This is a genomic window from Burkholderia sp. Ac-20345, assembly GCF_017104825.1.
Taxonomy (GTDB): Bacteria; Pseudomonadota; Gammaproteobacteria; order Burkholderiales; family Burkholderiaceae; genus Burkholderia; species Burkholderia lata_B.
This window is the reverse complement of record NZ_JAAGPO010000143.1, coordinates 1-20,448: the sequence shown is the minus strand read 5'-3', so window position 1 is coordinate 20,448 and position 20,448 is coordinate 1. Positions and strand designations below refer to the sequence as shown.

At 65.8% G+C, this 20,448-nt stretch carries 19 protein-coding genes and 1 pseudogene; 16 read left to right on the top strand and 4 right to left on the bottom strand.

The window, feature by feature from the left end; all coding sequences use genetic code 11:
* Positions 1-21 precede the first annotated feature (21 nt).
* On the top strand, positions 22-468 hold the full coding sequence (locus tag G3O06_RS34030) for a MarR family transcriptional regulator (protein ID WP_039360135.1): 447 nt from the start codon (positions 22-24) through the stop codon (positions 466-468).
* A 69-nt stretch (positions 469-537) separates the two neighbouring features.
* Here the strand turns inward: G3O06_RS34030 and G3O06_RS34025 are convergent, their stop codons facing one another.
* On the bottom strand, positions 538-1,119 hold the full coding sequence (locus G3O06_RS34025; protein WP_021161332.1) for a DJ-1/PfpI family protein: 582 nt from the start codon (positions 1,117-1,119) through the stop codon (positions 538-540).
* Positions 1,120-1,275: 156 nt separating this feature from the next.
* A complete protein-coding gene (locus G3O06_RS34020) occupies positions 1,276-2,556 on the bottom strand; it encodes an amino acid deaminase (protein WP_205818826.1) in 1,281 nt (426 codons plus the stop codon).
* Positions 2,557-2,675: 119 nt separating this feature from the next.
* On the opposite strand from G3O06_RS34020, the gene G3O06_RS34015 reads away from it, so the two are divergent.
* The 6 genes from G3O06_RS34015 (at position 2,676) to G3O06_RS33990 (ending at position 7,339) form a co-directional block, all read left to right on the top strand.
* Positions 2,676-3,614, top strand: a complete 939-nt coding sequence (locus tag G3O06_RS34015) for a MurR/RpiR family transcriptional regulator (RefSeq protein WP_174915414.1) — start codon at positions 2,676-2,678, stop codon at positions 3,612-3,614.
* Positions 3,615-3,616: 2 nt separating this feature from the next.
* Complete coding sequence (locus tag G3O06_RS34010) at positions 3,617-5,098, top strand: D-aminoacylase (protein WP_205818825.1); 1,482 nt, start codon at positions 3,617-3,619, stop codon at positions 5,096-5,098.
* A gap of 76 nt (positions 5,099-5,174) precedes the next feature.
* Positions 5,175-5,561, top strand: a complete 387-nt coding sequence (locus tag G3O06_RS34005; RefSeq protein ID WP_014896068.1) for a Rid family hydrolase — start codon at positions 5,175-5,177, stop codon at positions 5,559-5,561.
* Positions 5,562-5,790: 229 nt separating this feature from the next.
* Positions 5,791-6,165 carry a DUF1493 family protein gene (locus G3O06_RS34000; protein WP_346779571.1) on the top strand — a complete coding sequence of 125 codons (375 nt, stop codon included), beginning with the start codon at positions 5,791-5,793 and terminating at the stop codon, positions 6,163-6,165.
* Between the two features lie 140 nt (positions 6,166-6,305).
* Positions 6,306-6,908 carry a peptidoglycan recognition family protein gene (locus tag G3O06_RS33995; RefSeq protein WP_346779570.1) on the top strand — a complete coding sequence of 201 codons (603 nt, stop codon included), beginning with the start codon at positions 6,306-6,308 and terminating at the stop codon, positions 6,906-6,908.
* Complete coding sequence (locus G3O06_RS33990) at positions 6,902-7,339, top strand: hypothetical protein (protein ID WP_205818824.1); 438 nt, start codon at positions 6,902-6,904, stop codon at positions 7,337-7,339. Before G3O06_RS33995 ends, G3O06_RS33990 begins: the two co-directional genes overlap by 7 nt.
* 65 nt (positions 7,340-7,404) lie before the next feature.
* On the opposite strand, the gene queF is transcribed toward G3O06_RS33990, so the two are convergent.
* Entirely contained in the window at positions 7,405-8,229 is an 825-nt protein-coding gene (gene queF / locus G3O06_RS33985) for an NADPH-dependent 7-cyano-7-deazaguanine reductase QueF (RefSeq protein ID WP_174973274.1), read from the bottom strand.
* Between the two features lie 11 nt (positions 8,230-8,240).
* Positions 8,241-9,764 carry a threonine ammonia-lyase, biosynthetic gene (gene ilvA / locus G3O06_RS33980; protein WP_174973276.1) on the bottom strand — a complete coding sequence of 508 codons (1,524 nt, stop codon included), beginning with the start codon at positions 9,762-9,764 and terminating at the stop codon, positions 8,241-8,243.
* Positions 9,765-10,338: 574 nt separating this feature from the next.
* Between ilvA and G3O06_RS33975 the strand changes: the two genes are divergently transcribed.
* From G3O06_RS33975 to G3O06_RS33935, 9 genes and pseudogenes are all read left to right on the top strand, one after another.
* Positions 10,339-14,364: a DUF3683 domain-containing protein gene (locus G3O06_RS33975; RefSeq protein ID WP_174915408.1), complete on the top strand. Its 4,026-nt coding sequence runs from the start codon at positions 10,339-10,341 to the stop codon at positions 14,362-14,364.
* Between the two features lie 85 nt (positions 14,365-14,449).
* A complete protein-coding gene (locus tag G3O06_RS33970) occupies positions 14,450-14,893 on the top strand; it encodes an HIT family protein (protein ID WP_174915407.1) in 444 nt (147 codons plus the stop codon).
* Positions 14,890-15,303 (top strand): DUF971 domain-containing protein, encoded by a 414-nt coding sequence (locus G3O06_RS33965; protein WP_085042378.1) that lies wholly within the window; start codon positions 14,890-14,892, stop codon positions 15,301-15,303. The genes G3O06_RS33970 and G3O06_RS33965 overlap by 4 nt, the downstream gene beginning before the upstream one ends.
* 53 nt (positions 15,304-15,356) lie before the next feature.
* Positions 15,357-16,088, top strand: coding sequence for a bifunctional demethylmenaquinone methyltransferase/2-methoxy-6-polyprenyl-1,4-benzoquinol methylase UbiE (ubiE, locus tag G3O06_RS33960; RefSeq protein WP_039360112.1), 732 nt, complete (start codon positions 15,357-15,359; stop codon positions 16,086-16,088).
* A 41-nt stretch (positions 16,089-16,129) separates the two neighbouring features.
* Positions 16,130-17,164, top strand: a complete 1,035-nt coding sequence (locus G3O06_RS33955; protein ID WP_205818823.1) for a TIM44-like domain-containing protein — start codon at positions 16,130-16,132, stop codon at positions 17,162-17,164.
* A gap of 164 nt (positions 17,165-17,328) precedes the next feature.
* A complete protein-coding gene (locus tag G3O06_RS33950; protein WP_205818822.1) occupies positions 17,329-17,955 on the top strand; it encodes an SCP2 sterol-binding domain-containing protein in 627 nt (208 codons plus the stop codon).
* Positions 17,956-17,968: 13 nt separating this feature from the next.
* The gene (gene ubiB, locus G3O06_RS33945; protein ID WP_205818821.1) at positions 17,969-19,546 is read left to right on the top strand and encodes a ubiquinone biosynthesis regulatory protein kinase UbiB; all 1,578 of its coding nucleotides are present in this window, start codon (positions 17,969-17,971) and stop codon (positions 19,544-19,546) included.
* 17 nt (positions 19,547-19,563) lie between these two features.
* On the top strand, positions 19,564-20,037 hold the full coding sequence (locus G3O06_RS33940; RefSeq protein WP_205818820.1) for an SAM-dependent methyltransferase: 474 nt from the start codon (positions 19,564-19,566) through the stop codon (positions 20,035-20,037).
* A gap of 95 nt (positions 20,038-20,132) precedes the next feature.
* Positions 20,133-20,324: pseudogene (locus tag G3O06_RS33935) on the top strand (FmdB family zinc ribbon protein); the annotation flags it as partial.
* Between the last annotated feature and the right edge of the window lie 124 nt (positions 20,325-20,448).

Sequence of the window (20,448 nt, the reverse complement as noted above, 5' to 3'; positions counted from 1 at the left end):
TGAACGAGTAGAACTGAGCGCATGGAAGAACAGGACCGCGTCGCGATCTTGCAGCAATTCGGACGCACGTATCGCGCATTCATGACCGCGTTCGAAGCGCATGTCGGGCAACCGATGCCGCGCTGGCGCATCATGGTCGCATTGCACACGATGGGCGGGCATTCGTCGCAGAAGAAGCTCGTCGAAGTGCTGCGCGTCGATCCGGGCGCGCTCACGCGCCAGTTGAAGTCGCTCGACGCGCTCGGCTGGATCCAGCGTGAATCCGACGCACGCGACAATCGCGTGACCAACGTGACGCTGACGGACGACGGCCGCGCCGCGTTCGACGCATGCCTGCCGCGCCGCAAGGCGTTTCTCGAACAGACGATGGCCCAATTGCCGGACGACGTGCTGAATGCGCTGTCGGGTGCGCTGGCGATGCTGGAGTCGCGGATCGCGGACGTCGGCTCGACGCCAGCCGCGCGCTGAAGCGCCGGGCAGGGCGGCGCGAATACGCCGCCGGCCCCGGCCTTCATCTCATCTCAATTCACGTCAGGTTCAAAGCTCGATGCGCGTTCCCAGCAGCGCGAGGAACTGCGCGAGCCAGGCCGGATGTGCGGGCCAGGCGGGCGCGGTGACGAACGGCGCGTCGGTCACGGCGGCGTCGACCGGGATGTCCGCGTATTCGCCGCCCGCGAGCTTCACTTCGGGCGCGCAGGCCGGGTAGGCCGAGATGCGCTTGCCGCGGATCACGTCGGCGGCCGCGAGCAGTTGCGCCGCGTGGCAGATGGCGGCGATCGGCTTGCCGGCTTCGGCGAACTCGCGCACGAGCGAGATCACCTTCGGATCGAGTCTCAGGTATTCGGGGGCGCGGCCGCCCGCGATCGCGAGCGCGTCGTAGCGCGAAGCGTCGACGTCGTCGAATGCCGCGTTCAGCGTGAACTGGTGGCCGGGCTTCTCGGTGTAGGTCTGGTCGCCCTCGAAATCGTGGATCGCGGTCTTGATCTTGTCGCCCGCGCGCTTGCCCGGGCAGACTGCATCGACGTGGTGGCCGACGGCCTGCAGCGCCTGGAACGGCACCATCGTTTCGTAGTCTTCGGCGAAATCGCCGGTCAGGAACAGGATCTTCTTCGCGGCCATGGCTTTCTCCAGTGGAGCTGCGTTGAGGGCCCGCGCGGCAGGCGCGTGCAACGCCCGCCTGGGGCCCCGAGGACGAAAGCGCAGTGTACTCCGGCCGCTTGAAGCGCGCGTGACGGCCGCCCCGCGCGAGCGGCGGGGCGGTGCGCGCGAGGTGCGTCAGAAGAAGGTTTCGACGACTTCCGTCACGCTGAACTGCGGATCGAGCACGAGCACCTGGCGCCACTTGTCGAACGTCAGGCACGGGTGCGAGATGTCGAACGCGACCATGTCACCGACCTTTACGTCCGCGCCCGGCGGAATCTGCAGATACGCGTGCTGGTCCATCATTCCGGTGACGGCCCAGCCTTCGGCGGCGGCGACGTCGCGCGGCGCGGTGTCGCGGCCCGGGCGGAAGTGGCGCGCCGGCTCCGGCAGCCCCGCGTCGAACGCCGCGTCGCGTTTGCCGAGCGCGACGATCGCGCGATCAGCCTCCGGCACCGACTGCACATAGGCCCACAGCTGCAACGCGGGCAGCAGCCCTTCGCCCATCGTGCGGGCGATCGGGTTGCGCGCGAACACGTCGGTCTGCGCCTTCTTGTAGATGCCGACATCGTGCGTCAGGTAGCAGCCCGGACGCAGCACGACTTCCGCGAAGCCGGCGTTGGACGCCTTCGCGAATTCTTCCGCGACCACGTCGTACCACGCCGAACCGGCGCCGGACAGGATCGCCGGCGTGCGTGCGAAGCGGCCTGCTTCGGCGAGCTCGCGCGTGAGCGCGACCGCTTCCTGCAGGAACGTGCGGATCTCGCCTTCCTCCTTCAGCACGCCTTCGTAGAGTTCGATGCCGGCCAGCTTCAGCGTATCCGGATAGCGCGCGATCGCGGCCAGCACGGCCTCGCGCTGCGCGGCATCGCGCACGCCCGCGCGGCCGCCCGGCACGCCGAGCTCGAGCAGCACGTTCAGCGGCTTCTTCAGTGCGCCGAAGAAGCCGCCGAGCTGGTCGACGCTCTCCGCCGAATCGACGAGACAGAAGAATTCGAAGTCGGGATCGGACAGCAGCCCGGCGATGATCGTCATGTTCTGGCGGCCGACCAGCTGGTTCGCGAGCAGCACGCGCCGCACGCCGCCGTGATACGCGGCCTGCGTCTGGTGCGCGGTCGCGAGCGTGATGCCCCATGCGCCGGCGTCGAGCTGGCGGCGGAACAGTTGCGGCGCCATCGTCGTCTTGCCGTGCGGCGCAAACTTGACGCCGTACTTCTGGACGAATGCCTGCATCCAGTTCAGGTTGTGTTCGATGCGGTCCTCGTAAAGCACGGCGGCCGGCAGGCTGACGTCTTCCGCAAGCAGGTTCCACTCGAGGCGGCCTGCGTCGCCGAGCGGCACGCTCGCGCTCGGCAGATTGCCGAGACCCTTGCCGAACGGATCGATCGTTGCTTCCTGATAGTTTGTAACTTTCATGTCATCCCGCTCCATCATCACTATGCATTGCACTGAAGTTGACACGCCGATGGTACAGAAAGTAGCATCGGCGCGGTGATGTTATTTAGTAACATCGAGCTTCGCACCCTTTTCCGCAGATGAATACGCCCGTCACCCCGTCCGTTCCGCTCGCGGCCGAACTCCATCCGGCGCCTGCCGCTCCGCCGGTCCTCGACATCGTCGCGCGGATCGCCGAATGTGCGCCCGAGCTGCGCGAAGCCGAGCGCAAGGTCGCCGCGTTCATCCTCGCCGACCTGGCGCGCGCCGCGCATGCGAGCATCGGCGCGCTCGCGCGCGACGCGGAGGTCAGCGTCGCGACGGTCACGCGTTTCGCGAAGGCCGTCGGCTGCCGCGACGTGCGCGAACTGAAGGTGCTGGTCGCGCAGGCGGCGGCCGTCGGCCAGCGCTTTCTGGTGCCGTCCGACGATACGTCGGCCGACGACACGAGCCCCGCGTCGATGGTCTACGACGAGATCCGCGTGGCGCTCGCGCACAACCATCAGTTGCTGCGCAATACATCGTTCGAGGAAGCGGCCGACCTGCTCGCCGGCGCGAAGATGACCTACGTGTACGGGCAGGGCGGCGGCTCGACCGCGCTCGCCGACGAGCTGCGCTTCCGGCTCGTGCGCTTCGGCCGGCCGGTCGCGAGCTACCAGGACAGCGTGCTGCAGCGGATGGTGGCCGCGACTTTGTCGCGCGACACCGTCGTCGTCGCGCTGTCGGTGAGCGGGCGCGTGCCCGAGCTGCTCGAGAGCTGCCGGCTCGCGAAGCGCTACGGCGCGAAGCTGATCGCGATCACCGCACCGGCTTCGCCGCTCGCGAAGCTGGCCGACCACCTGATTCCGGTCGTCGCGTTCGAAACTGATTTCATTTACAAGCCGTCGACATCGCGCTACGCGATGATGATGGCGATCGACGTGCTTGTCACCGGAGTCGCATTGCGGCTCGGCGATGCGGGCCGAGAATCGCTGCGTCGCATCAAGCACGCGCTCGATGCGCATCGCGGCGGCGGAGACCGTCAACCGGTAGGAGACTGACCATGCATTCGCATCCCGAAGCCGCCGATACGCTGATCGTCGGCGCGCAGCTTTACGACGGTACCGGCGCGCCGCCCGTCACGCGCGACGTCGCGATCCGCAACGGCGTGATCGCGGCGATCGGCAACCTGTCGAACTGGCTTGCCGAAACTGTCGTCGATGCGAACGGCCGCGCGCTCGCGCCGGGCTTCGTCGACGTGCACACACACGACGACACGCACGTGATCCGCGCACCGGAGATGATCCCGAAGATCTCGCAGGGCGTGACGACCGTGATCGTTGGCAACTGCGGGATCAGCGCGTCGCCGGTGACGCTCGCGGGCGATCCGCCCGATCCGATGAACCTGCTCGGCGAGCGCGGTGCGTTCCAGTACCCGACTTTCGCCGACTACGTCGCGGCCGTGAACGATGCGCGTCCGGCCGTGAACGTCGCGGCGCTCGTCGGTCACACGGCGCTGCGCAACAACCAGATGGACCGCCTCGATCGCGCGGCGACCGACGGCGAGATCGCCGGCATGCGCGCGCAGCTCGAGGAAGCGCTCGCGAACGGCGCGCTCGGCCTGTCGTCGGGCCTCGCGTATGGCTCCGCGTTCGCGGCGCCCACCGAAGAGGTGATGGCGCTTGCCGAGCCGCTCGCGAACGCGGGCGCGCTGTACACGACGCACATGCGCACCGAGTTCGACGCGATCCTCGACGCGATGGAAGAGGCGTACCAGGTCGGCCGCCATGCACGCGTGCCGGTCGTGATCTCGCACCTGAAGTGCGCGGGCCCGTCGAACTGGGGGCGCAGCACCGAAGTGCTTGCATCGCTCGAAGGCGCGCGCCGCTACCAGCCGGTCGGCTGCGACTGCTATCCGTACAGCCGCAGCTCGTCGACGCTCGACCTGAAGCAGGTGACGGGCGATATCGACATCACGATCACGTGGTCGGAGCCGCACCCGGAAGTGGCGGGCAAGCTGCTGAAGGCGATCGCGGTCGAGTGGGGCGTGACCGAGCAGGAAGCCGCGCAGCGCATCCGCCCGGCGGGCGCCGTGTACCACAACATGTCCGAGGACGACGTGCGCCGGATCCTGTCGCATCCCGCGACGATGGTCGGCTCCGACGGCCTGCCGAACGACCCGCTGCCGCACCCGCGGCTGTGGGGCGCGTTCCCGCGCGTGCTCGGCCACTACGTGCGCGACACGAACCTGCTGCCGCTCGAGGAAGCGATCCGCAAGATGACGTCGCTGTCCGCGCGCCGCTACGGGATCGCGCGGCGCGGCGAGGTGCATGTGGGCTACCACGCGGATCTCGTGCTGTTCGACCCGGCGAGCGTGATCGACGCCGCGACGTTCGAGAAGCCGCAGCAGCCTGCGCACGGGATCGACGCCGTGTGGGTGAACGGCGTGCTCACTTATGAAAACGGCCAGCCGACCGGCGAGCGCGCCGGCGGCTTCGTCGCACGCGGCGAGCGTGTGCCGGCGAGTGCCGACGCCGCGTTCTGAACGCGGTTGATGTTCCGATCTGCCGCGCGCGCCGTCGTCGGTGCGCGCATCCGTAACCGAAACAAGGAGTGAAACGATGAAGCGATATGGCGTAGGCGAAGCGAAGGGAACCGGCGGCCAGGTGATGCCGTTCGCACGTGCGGTCGAGGCCGACGGCTGGCTGTACGTGTCGGGCCAGACGCCGATGGTGAACGGCGAGGTCGTCGAAGGCGGCATCGTCACGCAGTCGAAGCAGACGATCGAGAACGTGATCGCGATCCTGAAGGAAGCCGGCTACGGCCTCGAACACGTCGTGCGCTGCGGCGTGTGGCTCGACGACGCGCGCGATTTCGCGTCGTTCAACAAGGTGTTCGTGTCGTACTTCGGCGAGCATCCGCCGGCACGCGCGTGCGTGCAGTCGAGCATGGTCATCGACTGCAAGGTCGAGGTCGACTGCATCGCGTACAAGGCGCCGGTGAAGTAAGGCGGCAGGGGCGGAAGCTGTACAACAAGGCCGGTGCATTGACGTGCGCCGGCCTTGTTGCATTTGACGAAGTCGATGTGAGGGCGAGCGGGTGGGCGGAGGGCGTTCAAACACAACTCGGTTGAAGCAGGTATGAGCGGCACCGGAACTTTGCATTGTGTGACGAAGTTTTTCCAACGGGTCTCAAATTGACACACCCGTCTGAGCGGGCTGCGACAGCGAGCCGCGGATGTATGGTGCGATTCGCTTGGTACAACCGCCTTTTCAAACCAGAGGGCAAGGTGTTTTGATGGAAAGTGTACGTTGGGACGAGATCGAGGTTTTCGTCAGATCAGAGGTAGGTCTTCGCAAATTGATACCGTTGTCCGTCGCCACGAGGCTTTGGGAGGATCTTGGCCAGACCGGCGACGAAGCCGACGATTTGATGGGTCGCTTTTTCGAGCGTTTTTCCGTCGATGCCGGTGACTTCGATTTTCACCGGTATTTCCTGATGGAGGGTGAGGGGGGGGCTCTATTCGTTGCTCCGCGGATGGGTGCTCCGAAAGCCGCACGCTCTCGAACGGGAACCGATCACGCTTGCGATGCTGCACCGCGCAGCGGTTGAACGGAAATGGGATGCGCGGCAATTGACCGAGCTATCGCTAAGAGTCGAGTGAGCAGGTGCGCATGACTTCTGGAGAACTGAACGTGAACGATAGGCGGAAAACTCGAGGCGATATGCCGTAATCAAACCGGAGGTGTTGGGTGCTGTCGATTGATTCCAGTGGGATGGTTGTGACTCCGCGCGTAGTTCGGGCCAGAAAAATTCAAATTGAGCGCGGTGCGATGCAGAGGGTTAGTGGGATCGTCGTCCATCAAACGGGTGGTTCAACTGCGGCGTCTGCTCTCAACAGCTATCAGAATGCGTCTGCTACTGGCGCGCATTTTCTGATTGAAAAAGATGGAACGATTTATCAGACGGCATCTTTGAAGAAGCAGACTTGGCATGTTGGTCGAATCAAGGCGCGCTGTGTAGCCGAAATGCGTTGCACGCCGGTCGAACTGCAGCAACTTCGCCGTTTTGACCCGCGTGGCGAAAACCAGCGGGAGATGCGCAAGGCGGTCCCGGAACGTTACCCTTCCAATACAGACAGCATTGGCGTGGAATTGGTCGGGGAAGCTCTACCGCTCAATGAGCCCAACCCTGACCGACGAACCTACGTCGCTGCGCCCGACGCTCAAAATGACTCGTTGCGATGGCTCATCCACGCCCTTTCGATAACGCTACATGTTCCGATGACAGAGGTTTTTCGTCACCCGGTAGTATCGCGGAAGAACCGGACGGAGGCGGCGAGGGTGAAATGGTGATTCGGATCGCAATCTTGATGTTGGCGCTCTTGCTCAACCACGGAGCGGTTGCGGGCACGCTGTCCAACAAGGTATCGCCTCGCGGCGCGGTGCCCGCTGTTATGCCGGAGTCAGTCGAAATCGTCAGAAACGGTGCGTGGTCGGCTGACATCAGCGGGGACGAAACGGCGGAGATGTGTCGTAGGTTCGTTCTTCGGCGTGCGGATGTCAGCGCGTTTTTCAAGCGTGCGGGCCGCGTAACGGAACGGGCGTACAGCCATGACTTGGACGCCGCGAGTTGCTATGCCGAAGGCGACGCGCGTCTAGCGGGTGGTGGCGCGGCGAAATGGAGGATCGACCAGGCAAGGCGAGGCTTCATTTCCATGCACGATGGTCGAACAATCTACCTGTATTGTCCGAAGTGCCAGGCCGCCGTGTTCGCGCCGAATTAGAGAGGCGCGCCCTTCTGCATGCAGGCAGGGTTGGCGGACTGCAAGATGCCCGCCAACACACCCGTTTACTGCCGCGCATTCCGCGCGTTGTCCGGCATCGGCTGGTTGTAGTTGGTGCGGAACGGGTTGATGTCGAGCCCGCCGCGGCGCGTATAGCGCGCATACACAGCGAGCTTCACTGGTTTGCACGCATGCAGGATGTCGAGGAAGATCCGCTCGACGCACTGCTCGTGAAAGCCCGTGTGATTGCGGAACGAGATGATGTAGCGCAGCAGGCCCGCGTGGTCGATCTGCGGCCCGACGTAGTGGATCTGCACGCTGCCCCAGTCGGGCTGGCCCGTGACCGGGCAGTTCGAGCGCAGCAGGTCGGACACGAGCGTCTCCTCGACCGGCGCTTCGTCTTCGGCGGCCGACAGCAGCGACGGATCGGGTTCGTACACGTCGGTGTCGAGGTCGAGCCGGTCGAGCGACAGCCCGTCGAGTTCGTCCATCTCGAGCTTGCCGAAATCGTGCGGCGACACCAGCTGCACGGAAACGGTCGCGCCGCACGCGGCCGACACGTCGCGCTTCAGCGTGTCGCGCACCGCGTCGATCGAGTCGAACTTCGTCTGCGCGAACGAGCCGAGATACAGCTTGAACGACTTCGATTCGACGATGTTCGGCGATTCGGCCGGCACGTAGAAGGTCGCAACCGCGATCTGCGGCTTGCCGCGCGCGTTGAGCCACGACAGCTCGTAGGCGTTCCAGATGTCGGTGCCGAAGAACGGCAGCGCCGACGTGATGCCGAGCTGTTCGCGCGCGCCGGCGCGCGGGATCGGGAACAGCAGCGACGCGTCGTACTGGGCGGCGTAGACGGTGACCTTGCCGAGCGGGGAATGTTCGGGATTCATGCGTGACGCCTTTACGACAGGAAGAGGCGGTAAGCCGGGTTGGCGCTCTCCTCGACATACGGATAGCCGAGTGCCGCGAGGAAGCGTTCGAATTCGGCGCGATCGGCCTGCGGCACCTGCAGCCCGACGAGGATCGAGCTGTAGTCCGCGCCCTGGTTACGGTAGTGGAACAGGCTGATGTTCCAGTCCGGCGCCATCGACGACAGGAACTTCATCAGCGCGCCCGGCCGTTCCGGGAATTCGAAGCGGAACAGGCGCTCGTCGAGCGCGAGCGGCGAACGGCCGCCCACCATGTAGCGGATGTGTTCCTTCGACAGCTCGTCGTGCGTCAGGTCGACACTCTTGAACCCGTGCGATTCGAAGTTCGCGGCGATCTCGGCCGATTCGCCGCGGCGCTTGATCTGCACGCCGACGAAGATGTGCGCGGCCTGCGCATCGGCGATCCGGTAGTTGAACTCGGTGACGTTGCGGTCGCCGACGAGCGAGCAGAAGCGCTTGAAGCTGCCGCGTTCCTCGGGGATCGTGACCGCGAACACGGCTTCGCGCGCTTCGCCCACTTCCGCGCGCTCGGCGACGAAGCGCATCCGGTCGAAGTTCATGTTCGCGCCGGACGTGACCGCGACGAGCGTCTGGTTCTCGATGCCTTCGCGTTCCGCGTAGAGCTTCGCGCCCGCGACCGCGAGCGCGCCGGACGGCTCGAGCACGCTGCGCGTGTCCTGGAACACGTCCTTGATCGCCGCGCACAGTGCGTCGGTGTTCACCGTCACGACGCCGTCGAGGTATTCGCTGCAGAGCCGGAAGGTTTCCTCGCCGACCAGCTTCACGGCGGTGCCGTCCGCGAACAGGCCGACTTCGCTCAGTTCGACACGCTTGCCGGCTTCCAGCGACTGCGCCATCGCGCACGAATCCTCGGCCTGCACGCCGATCACCTTGATCTCCGGCCGCACCGCCTTCACGTAGGCCGCGACGCCGGACGCGAGCCCGCCGCCGCCGATCGGCACGAAGATCGCATGGATCGGTCCCTGGTGCTGGCGCAGGATTTCCATCGCGATCGTGCCCTGGCCGGCGATCACGTACGGATCGTCGAACGGGTGGACGAACGTGAGGCCGCGCTCTTCCTGCACCTTGACCGCGTGTGCATACGCGTCGCTGTACGACTCCCCGGACTGGATCACCTCGACGCTCGGGCCGCCGTGCGCGCGCACCGCGTCGACCTTCACCTGCGGCGTCGTGACCGGCACGACGATCACGGCCTTCACGCCCATCCGGGCCGCCGAGAATGCGACACCCTGCGCGTGGTTGCCGGCCGACGCCGTAATCACGCCGCGGGCGAGCGCGTCCGTCGGAATGTGCGCCATCTTGTTGTACGCGCCGCGCAGCTTGAACGAGAACACCGGCTGGTTGTCCTCGCGCTTCAGGTAGACCGCATTGCGCAGCCGGGCCGACAGGTTGCGGGCGGATTCGAGTTCCGTCTCGATCGCGACGTCGTAGACGCGCGCGGTGAGGATTTTCTTCAGGTAATCGTGGGATGCCATGGGCGCTCGCGTGCAGTGCGGAAGCAGACGGTAAAGGATCAATGATAGCGCCAAGGGTCCGCCCGCATGCAAGCGGCATGCCGAGAGCACCTTTGCGGGGCCGCGCGGGTGGGGCGCCGGCGTGCTCGCGGCGCCGTTTTTACCGGTTTAACCGCATGGTTACCGACCGGACGGACGGCGAATGGTCGCACGAAATCGCGCCGAGCCAGGCCTGGCGCGGCTCGCGGCGATAGCCCCACGACCTGTCCGACGTGTCACGCATGGCCCGATCATGGGTTAGAATTCCGTTTTGAATCAAGGATCGGAAGATGCAGAGGCACCCTCGGATCGCACCGTTGAAGCCGACGCCGCGCGCAGCTACCCCCGCGGCGGAACGGCATGCGCGCCGCGCGCGATCGTGCTGATGGTTCCGAGTGCCGCCAGGCCCTGTCGCCGGCCAGGAGGGGCGAGTCGCCCGCTCCGGCCCCATGAAGGACAGCCGCGCGCCTGGTAACAGAACAGATTTCCCCAAGATTGCGCCCACGCGCTTGCCGACGCCCGTGCACGGTGTATCGGCCCTCCGAGTCGTCCGAACATGAACGCACCACAAGTTTTCGATCCGCATGGCGCGGCCGCCGCCGTCGCCTCCGACCCCGCGCCCCGCTTGCGCGAGATTCCCTATAACTACACGTCCTTCTCGGATCGCGAGATCGTGATCCGCCTGCTCGGCGAAGAGGCGTGGTCGGTGCTCGACGAATTGCGCGCCGAGCGCCGCACGGGCCGCTCGGCACGGATGCTGTACGAAGTGCTCGGCGACATCTGGGTCGTTCGCCGCAACCCGTACCTGCAGGACGACCTGCTCGACAATCCGAAGCGCCGCGCGCTGCTGATCGAGGCGCTGAACCACCGCCTGACCGAAATCGGCAAGCGCCGCAGCGCGGATCTCACCGAGCACCGCGACGACGCGGGCCGCGAACGCGCATCGCGCGTCGAGATGCTCGAAACCGCCGCGCAGCGCGCGGTCAACGAGTTCGCCGACGAATTCGAGAAGATGGCCGACCTGCGCCGCCGCGCAACCAAGGCGCTCGGCCGCTGCACGCAGAAGGACAACATCCGTTTCGACGGGCTGTCGCGCGTGTCGCACGTGACCGACGCGACCGACTGGCGCGTCGAATACCCGTTTGTCGTGCTGACCCCCGATAGCGAAGCCGAGATCGCCGGTCTCATCAAGGCCTGCTTCGAGCTCGGCCTGACCGTGATCCCGCGCGGCGGCGGCACCGGCTACACGGGCGGCGCGGTGCCGCTCACGCCGTTCTCCGCGGTGATCAACACCGAGAAGCTCGAACAACTCGGCGCGGTCGAGCTGACCGAGCTGCCGGGCGTCGCGCACAAGGTGCCGACGATTTTCTCCGGCGCGGGCGTCGTCACGCGCCGCGTGACCGAGGCGGCGGAAGCGGCCGGCTACGTGTTCGCGGTCGATCCGACCTCGCTCGACGCATCGTGCATCGGCGGCAACGTCGCGATGAACGCGGGCGGCAAGAAGGCCGTGCTGTGGGGCACCGCGCTCGACAACCTGGCCTGGTGGCGGATGGTCGACCCGGACGGCAACTGGCTCGAAGTCACGCGCCACGAGCACAACCAGGGCAAGATCCACGACATCGCGGTCGCGCGTTTCGAGCTGAAGTGGTTCGACGGCGCGTATGCGCCGGGCGAGAAGCTGCTGAAGAGCGAGATGCTCGAGATCGAAGGCCGCCGGTTCCGCAAGGAAGGGCTCGGCAAGGACGTGACCGACAAGTTCCTCGCCGGCCTGCCGGGCGTGCAGAAGGAAGGCTGCGACGGGCTCATCACGTCCGCGCGCTGGGTGCTGCACAAGATGCCCGCGCACACGCGCACCGTCTGCCTCGAATTCTTCGGCCAGGCGCGCGAGGCGATCCCGAGCATCGTCGAGATCAAGGACTACCTGTTCGAAACGTCGAAGCAGGGCGGCGCGATCCTCGCGGGCCTCGAGCACCTCGACGAGCGCTACCTGCGCGCGGTCGGCTACGCGACCAAGAGCAAGCGCAATTCATTCCCCAAGATGGTGCTGATCGGCGACATCGTCGGCGACGATGCCGATGCGGTCGCGCACGCCACGTCCGAAGTGATCCGGATGGCGAACGGCAAGAGCGGCGAAGGCTTCGTCGCGGTCAGCGCGGAGGCGCGCAAGCGCTTCTGGCTCGACCGCAGCCGCACGGCCGCGATCGCGAAGCACACGAACGCGTTCAAGATCAACGAAGACGTCGTCATCCCGCTGAACCGGATGGGCGAGTACACCGACGGCATCGAGCGGATCAACATCGAGCTGTCGCTGAAGAACAAGCTGCAACTCGTCGACGCGCTGGAAGCGTTCTTCCGCGCCGGCAACCTGCCGCTCGGCAAGACTGACGACGCGAACGAGATCCCGAGCGCCGAACTGCTCGAAGACCGCGTCCAGCAGGCGCTGGAGCTGCTCAAGCGCGTGCGCGCGCGCTGGGAATTCGTGCGCGACCGGCTCGACCAGCCGCTGCGCGAGGCGCAGCACTACCTGGTGCAGCTCGGTTACGAGGCGCTCGCCGAGAAGTTCGCCGACCGCGCGGACGAGCAGCCGGGCGCGACCGTGTTCCACATCACGCAGGACCGCACGGTGCGCATCTCGTGGAAGCAGGAGATTCGCGCGGAGCTGCGCGCGATCTTCAACGGCGGCGCGTTCAAGCAGATCCTCGACGAGGCGCAGGCGATCCACAAGCAGGTGCTGCGCGGCCGCGTGTTCGTCGCGCTGCACATGCACGCGGGCGACGGCAACGTCCACACCAACCTGCCGGTCAACTCCGACAACTACGAGATGCTGCAGGACGCCCACGCGGCGGTCGCACGCATCATGACGCTCGCGCGTTCGCTCGACGGCGTGATTTCCGGCGAGCACGGCATCGGCATCACGAAGCTCGAGTTCCTCACCGACGACGAGATCGCCGAATTCCGCGCGTACAAGCAGCGCGTCGACCCGAACGGCCGCTTCAACAAGGGCAAGCTGCTCGAAGGCGCCGATCTGCGCAACGCGTATACGCCGAGCTTCGGGCTGATGGGGTACGAGTCGCTGATCATGAAGCAGTCCGACATCGGCGCGATCGCCGATTCGGTGAAGGACTGCCTGCGCTGCGGCAAGTGCAAGCCGGTGTGCGCGACCCACGTGCCGCGCGCGAACCTGCTGTACAGCCCGCGCAACAAGATTCTCGCGACGTCGCTGCTGGTCGAGGCGTTCCTGTACGAAGAACAGACGCGCCGCGGCGTGTCGATCAAGCACTGGGACGAGTTCAACGACGTGGCCGACCACTGCACGGTATGCCACAAGTGTGCGACGCCGTGCCCGGTGAAGATCGACTTCGGCGACGTCACGATGAACATGCGCAACCTGTTGCGCAAGATGGGCAAGAAGAAGTTCAACGCCGGCAATGCGGCGGGCATGTTCTTCCTGAACGCGACCAACCCGCAGACGATCAACGTCGCGCGCAGCGTGATGATGGGCGTCGGCTACAAGGTGCAGCGCTTCGCGAACGACATGCTGAAGAAAGTCGTGACGAAGCAGACGCAGCATCCGCCGGCGACGGTCGGCAAGCCGCCCGTGGTCGAGCAGGTGATCCACTTCGTCAACAAGAAGATGCCGGGCAACCTGCCGAAGAAGACGGCGCGCGCGCTGCTCGACATCGAGGACAACAAGATCGTGCCGATCATCCGCAACCCGAAGTCGACCACCGTCGATTCGGAAGCGGTGTTCTATTTCCCGGGCTGCGGCTCCGAGCGCCTGTTCTCGCAGGTCGGTCTCGCGACGCAAGCGATGCTGTGGGAGGCCGGTGTGCAAACGGTGCTGCCGCCGGGCTACCTGTGCTGCGGCTACCCGCAGCGCGGTTCGGGTCAGTACGACAAGGCCGAGAAGATCGTCACCGACAACCGCGTGCTGTTCCACCGGGTCGCGAACACGCTGAACTACCTCGACATCAAGACGGTGGTCGTGTCGTGCGGCACGTGCTACGACCAGCTCGCCGGCTACGAATTCGACAAGATCTTCCCGGGCTGCCGGATCATCGACATTCACGAGTTCCTGCTCGAGAAGGGGATGAAGCTGGATGGCGTGACGGGCACGCGCTACATGTATCACGACCCGTGCCACACGCCGATCAAGACGATGGACCCGGTGAAGCTCGTCAACGAGCTGATGGGCGCGGAGAAGGACGGCTACAAGATCGAGAAGAACGAGCGCTGCTGCGGTGAGTCGGGCACGCTCGCGGTCACGCGCCCGGACATTTCGACGCAGGTCCGCTTCCGCAAGGAAGAGGAGATCCGCAAGGGTGCCGCGAAGCTGCGCAGCATCCCGGTCGTGGCCGGCAACGCGCCGGCACCGGCCGCCGCGGCCGCGAACGGCCCGGACGTGAAGATCCTGACGAGCTGCCCGTCGTGCCTGCAGGGCCTGTCGCGCTACAGCGAGGATGCGAACCTCGAAGCCGACTACATCGTGGTCGAAATCGCGCGCCAGGTGCTCGGCGAAAACTGGATGGCCGATTATGTCGCACGCGCGAACAATGGCGGGATCGAGCGCGTGCTGGTCTAATGCGGGCATGACGACCGCCCGACCGGGCCAGGAATGAGCGGGCGCCGGCGCAGCAATGCCGGCGCCCGTCCACATGGGAGCGACGATGGAATGCGTGTTTTGCCGTGAAGACGGCGGCGAGCTGCTCTGGCAGGACGATGCGCTGCGCGTCGTTCTCGCGACGGGCGAGCACGACTACCCGGGCTTCTGCCGGGTGATCTGGGGCGCGCACGTGGCCGAATTCTCCGATCTCGGCGAGCCCGACCGGGCCCACCTGATGCGCGTGGTCTACGCGGTCGAGCGGGCCGTGCGCCGCGTGATGCAGCCGAACAAGGTGAATCTCGCGAGCCTCGGCAACATGGTGCCGCATGTGCACTGGCACGTGATCCCGCGCTTTTCGAACGACGCACACTTCCCGCAGCCCGTATGGGCGCCGCGCCAGCGCAGCGTGTCCGAGGCGCTGCTGCGCACGCGCGCCGCGCAGGCCTCGCTGCTGCACAATGCGGTGCGCGAGGAAATTCAACGCATGACCGATTCGAGGCAGCCATGAGCGGTTTGACTTCCACGACGCCGATTCCGTCCGGCGTCGTCGTGCACGCGGTGTCGCGCGTGCTCGAATTGCAGTACCCGAACGGCGACAGTTTCCGGATTCCGTTCGAGCTGATGCGCGTGTATTCGCCGTCGGCCGAGGTGCGCGGCCACGGGCCCGGCCAGGAGACGCTGCAGACGGGCAAGCGCGAAGTGACGATCACCGCGCTCGAGGGCGTCGGCAACTACGCGCTGCAGCCGACGTTTTCCGACGGCCATTCGACCGGCATCTACTCGTGGGACCTGTTGTACGAACTGGCCACGCAGCAGGACGCGCTGTGGCGCGACTATTTCGACAAACTGAAGGCGGCGGGCGTCGAGCGCGACGCCCCGATGCCGGCGGCGAGCGCGTCGCACGGCCACTGCCACTGAAATTCGACGGCGCCCGCTCGGCGCCGTCTTGCCATTTACTGAGGATCAACGCGATGAGCAAAACCCACTTCGGCTTCGAAAGCGTCGAGGAAAACGAAAAAGCGAAGAAAGTGGCGGGTGTGTTCCATTCGGTCGCGAGCAACTACGATTTGATGAACGACCTGATGTCGGCGGGCATGCACCGCGCGTGGAAGGCGTTCACGATCGCGCAGGCGAACGTGCGTCCCGGCTTCAAGGTGCTCGACCTTGCGGCCGGCACCGGCGACCTGACCCGGTCGTTCGCGAAGGCGGCCGGGCCGACGGGCGAGGTCTGGCACACGGACATCAACGAATCGATGCTGCGCGTCGGCCGCGACCGGTTGCTTGACAAGGGCATCGTGACGCCGTCGCTGCTGTGCGACGCGGAGAAAATTCCCTTTCCGGACAACTACTTCGATGTGGTCACGGTCGCGTTCGGACTGCGCAACATGACGCACAAGGATGCCGCGCTGGCCGAGATGCGCCGCGTGACGAAGCCCGGCGGCCGCGTGATGGTGCTGGAATTCTCGAAAGTCTGGGATCCGCTGAAAAAAGCGTACGATCTGTATTCTTTCAAAGTATTACCGTGGCTTGGCGACAAGTTCGCGAAAGATGCTGAAAGTTACCGGTATCTTGCGGAATCTATTCGGATGCACCCCGATCAGGACACGCTGAAGACGATGATGGAACAAGCGGGCCTCGATGCCGTCAAATATTACAATTTGTCAGGTGGCGTGGTAGCTTTACACATGGGAGCCAAGTACTAAGGGGCTCTTTCCATACATTTGTCTTACATCCGGAGAAACTGATGTTTCAATCGCGTTCGTTGTTCAACCGTAGCAAGCCGTCGAAGCCGTGGGCTCGACGGGTCGGCACGCTGCTGATGGTCGGCCTGCTCACGGCCGGCACGTTCGCATCGCTCGACGCCGAAGCCAAGCGCATGGGCGGCGGGCGCAGCATCGGCCGCCAGAATTCCACCGTCACGCAGCGCCAGGCCACGCCGCCCGCGCAGCAGCCGATGCAGCAGGCCGCGCCGTCGCAGGCGCAGCGTGCGAATCCGGCCGCGCCCGCGCCGGCCGCGCAGCCCAACCGCTCGCGCTGGCTCGGGCCGATCGCCGGTCTCGCGGCCGGTCTCGGCATCGCGGCGCTGCTGTCGCACTTCGGCCTGGGCGGCGCGTTCGCGAGCATGATGGCGAACATCATCGTGATCGCGCTGCTCGCGGCGGTCGGCATCTGGCTGATCCGCAAGTTCATGAACCGCCGTCGTCCGCAGGAGCCGGCATACTCGGTCGGCGGCTCGGCGTCGTCGTCGGGCGGCTACTCGCAAAGCCCGTCGTTCCAGCAGGGCAGCACGGGCAGCAACTATGCGGGTAGCGGCAGCAGCTACGCGAACGAAGCGCAAGGCGTGTTCGGCGGCGGTGCCGCGGCCACCGGCGCGGCAGCGACTGCTGCGGCAGCACCGCTGCAGGTGCCGGCCGGCTTCGACACCGAAGCGTTCCTGCGTAGCTCGAAGGTTTATTTCGTGCGCCTGCAGGCTGCGTGGGACCAGGGCAACCTGGCCGACATCCGCGAGTTCACGACGCCCGAAATGTTCGCCGAGATCAAGATCGACCTCGATTCGCGCGGCAACGAGTCGAACCAGACCGACGTCGTGCAGCTCGACGCGGAACTGGTCGCGATCGAGGATCGCGGCATCGAGCAGTCGGCGAGCGTGCGCTTCCACGGCCTGATCCGCGAATCGGCGAATGCGTCGGCCGCGCCGTTCGACGAGGTGTGGAACCTGTCGAAGTCGGGCGGTCAGGGCTGGCTGCTCGCGGGCATCCAGCAGATCAACACGCACTGAGCGTGACCGGCGGCCCGCGCCGCCGATCACCCGGGCGACGGCCGCCGCACTGCGACCGCTTGCCGCCCGGGTGTGTGGTCAGGCACGGTCTGCTGACGATCCGACGTTACAATAGAAACCCGCGTGGGCGCCCGGCCTGCGCGGGTTTTTTCTTTCTCAGCCCGATGACCTTTGCCGCCAAGCCTTTTGCTGCTGCCGTCAATCACCTGCTCGCCCGCGAATCGTGGGCGCGCGACCGCCTGATTCCGTATGCGGGCAAGACTGCCCGGATCGACGTGCCCCCCGTTACGCTCACGCTGCTGGTGCAGCCCGACGGCTATCTGTCGGCCGTCGAAGCGCATGATGCGCAACAGGTCGACGTGTCGATCGCGCTCGCCGGCGATGCCGTCGCCGCGTTCCTGCAGGGCGGCCAGGCGGCCGTGATGAAGCACGTGAAGATCGAGGGCGACGCGGAGTTCGCGACGCAGATCGCGAAGCTGGCCGAGCACCTGCGCTGGGAACCTGAAGAAGATCTCGCGAAGCTGGTCGGCGACGCGGCGGCATACCGGATCGCGACGGTCGTGCGCGACGCCGGTGCACGCGCGCGACGCACCGGCCGCAACGTGCTCGATTCCGTCGCCGAATACTGGCTCGACGAGAACCCGCAGGTCGTCCGGCGCGCGTCGCTCGGCGGCTTCGACGCCGAACTGGCGCGCGCACGCGATGCGCTCGCACGGGTCGAAAAGCGGGTCGAGCGACTCGAACAAAAAATCGGCGCGCGCACGGGTTCCGGCCCGCGCGGCGCGCACTGAGGGGCCGCAGGGCATGCGCATTTTCCGTTTCATCAAGATTGTCTACACCGTCATCCGCTTTGGTCTCGACGAAGTGATGCTGTCCCGGATCGACGACCGGCGCGTGAAGCTGCTGTTGCGGATCACGACGATCGGCCGCCGCTATTCCGATCCGCCTGCCGTGCGGCTGCGTCACGCGCTCGAAAGCCTCGGCCCGATCTTCGTGAAGTTCGGCCAGGTGCTGTCGACGCGCCGCGACCTGTTGTCGGTCGATTTCGCGAACGAACTCGCGAAACTGCAGGACCAGGTGCCGCCGTTCGATTCGGCGGTCGCGATCGGGATCATCGAGAAGTCGCTCGGTGCGCCGGTCGACGAGCTGTTCGACGAATTCGAGCGCGAGCCGATCGCGAGCGCGTCGATCGCGCAGGTGCATTTCGCGAAGCTCAAGCAGGGCCAGCACGCGGGCAAGGCCGTCGCCGTCAAGGTGCTGCGCCCGAACATGCTGTCCGTGATCGATTCCGACCTCGCGCTGATGCGCGATATCGCGATCTGGACCGAACGCATGTGGGCCGACGGCCGGCGCCTGAAGCCGCGCGAGGTCGTCGCCGAATTCGACAAGTACCTGCACGACGAACTCGACCTGATGCGCGAGGCCGCCAACGGCAGCCAGCTGCGCCGCAATTTCGCGGGCCTCGACCTGCTGCTCGTGCCCGAGATGTTCTGGGATTTCTCGACGTCGCAGGTGCTCGTGATGGAGCGCATGACCGGCGTGCCGATCAGCCAGGTCGAGACGCTGCGTTCGGCCGGCGTCGACATCAAGAAGCTTGCGCGCGAAGGCGTCGAGATCTTCTTCACGCAGGTGTTCCGCGACGGCTTCTTCCATGCGGACATGCACCCGGGCAACATCCAGGTGAGCCTCGATCCGAACACGTTCGGCCGCTACGTCGCGCTCGATTTCGGGATCGTCGGTGCGCTGTCCGATTTCGACAAGAACTACCTCGCGCAGAACTTCCTCGCGTTCTTCAAGCGCGACTATCACCGCGTCGCGACGCTCCACCTCGAATCGGGCTGGGTGCCGCCGGAAACGCGCGTCGAGGAGCTCGAAAGCGCGATTCGCGCAGTGTGCGAGCCGTATTTCGACCGCGCGCTGAAGGACATCTCGCTCGGCCAGGTGCTGATGCGCCTGTTCTCGACGTCGCGCCGTTTCAACGTCGAGATCCAGCCGCAGCTCGTGCTGCTGCAGAAGACGATGCTGAACGTCGAGGGGCTCGGCCGCTCGCTCGACCCTGAACTGGACCTGTGGAAGACCGCGAAGCCATACCTCGAACGCTGGATGGCCGAGCAGATCGGCCTGCGCGGCTGGTACGAGCGTTTCAAGGTCGAGGCGCCGCAGTGGAGCAAGACGCTGCCGCAACTGCCGCGCCTGATCCACCACGCGATGGCGGCGCGCCATGACGCGCCGCGCGCGGCGAGCGAGGAACTGATGCGTCAGGTTCTCGTCGAGCAGAAGCGGACGAACAGGCTGCTGCAGGCGCTGCTGATCTTCGGCCTTGCCGTCGGCGTCGGCGCGCTCGTTGCGCGCGTGCTGCTCGCGCTCGCATACGGCACATGACCGAGGGGAGCAGGGCGATGTCCGATCCGAAGCAACCCGTCACACCGGCCGCCGCCGATTTCGCGACGCGCGATCCCGGCAACGCGTCGTTCTGGGACGAGCGTTTCGAGCGTGGCGTGACGCCGTGGGAATTCGGTGGCGTGCCCGATGGTTTCAGCGTGTTCGCGCACCGGCTCGAGCCGTGCGCGGTGCTGATTCCGGGCTGCGGCAGCGCCCAGGAAGCCGGGTGGCTGGCCGAAGCCGGCTGGCCCGTGCGTGCGATCGACTTCGCCGCACAGGCGGTGGCTGCCGCGAAGGCGCAGCTCGGCGCGCATGCGGGTGTCGTCGAGCAGGCCGATTTCTTTACGTACCGGCCGCCGTTCGGAATCGAACGTGCCGAACTCGATGCGCTGCTCACGCCGCACTTCGAATTGATCGAGGATTTGCCCGTGACCGATTCGCTGCCCGTGTTCGAAGGGCACGAGCGCTGGCTCACGTGGCGCCGCCGCTGATGCGCGGGTGTCGCGGCCATTGCCGGAGCGCGGCAGGGTTTCGGCTATAATTCAAGGTTTTGCAAGCTGTTTCCAGTTTCCGCGGGAAAAATATCATGCCGATCTACGCCTATCGATGCGAAGCGTGTGGTTTCGCGAAGGACGTGCTCCAGAAGATGAGCGACGCGCCGCTGTCGCAGTGCCCGGAATGCGGGAAGGATGCGTTTCGCAAGCAGGTCACTGCTGCGGGCTTCCAGTTGAAGGGTTCGGGTTGGTATGTCACCGATTTCCGTGGCGGTTCGGGCGGCCCCAGCTTGCCTGCACTCCACTTATGCCCAGCGAGCCAAGAACACCCGAAGTCGTAACGCTGCCCACCGGCGCATCGGGGTAATGCTGCACGGCGTATTGATAGATGCCGGGATAGGCATATCC